Raw genomic sequence first — 354 nt, 5'->3', positions numbered from 1 at the left:
ATGTCCGCATCCACATCGCGTCGGGCAATACCGGCGAGATCATCCGCGGCCTGGAGACCGGCCAGCTCAATCTGGGCTTCATCCGCCCGGTGGAAAACATCGGCTCCTTGCGCTTCGTCTCGCTTGCCCATGAGCGCTACTACCTGGCGGTTGGCCATGCCAATCCGCTGGCAGCCAGGGACGAGATCAGCATCGACGATCTGCGCACTCAGAAGATCATCGCCTTCAACCGGCAGAACCTGTCTTTTACATGGGGTAATCGCGGCGCGATCTCCTCAGTGCATTTTTACTAGATGGTACTGGCTGGGTTGGTTGCCCCCGATAAGATGGAAATACGGGCTCACGATTGGAACC

General features: G+C 58.2%; 1 protein-coding gene. It reads left to right on the top strand.

Annotated elements, in window-relative coordinates; all coding sequences use genetic code 11:
* Positions 1 to 293, top strand: a 293-nt coding sequence (locus IB248_RS32460; RefSeq protein ID WP_246779343.1) for a LysR substrate-binding domain-containing protein, incomplete at its 5' end; no start/stop codon positions are given.
* Positions 294 to 354: the final 61 nt, after the last annotated feature.

The sequence above is a fragment of the Rhizobium sp. RHZ01 genome, from assembly GCF_014851595.1.
Taxonomy (GTDB): Bacteria; Pseudomonadota; Alphaproteobacteria; order Rhizobiales; family Rhizobiaceae; genus Rhizobium; species Rhizobium altiplani.
This window is presented reverse-complemented; position numbering and strand designations above follow the sequence as displayed.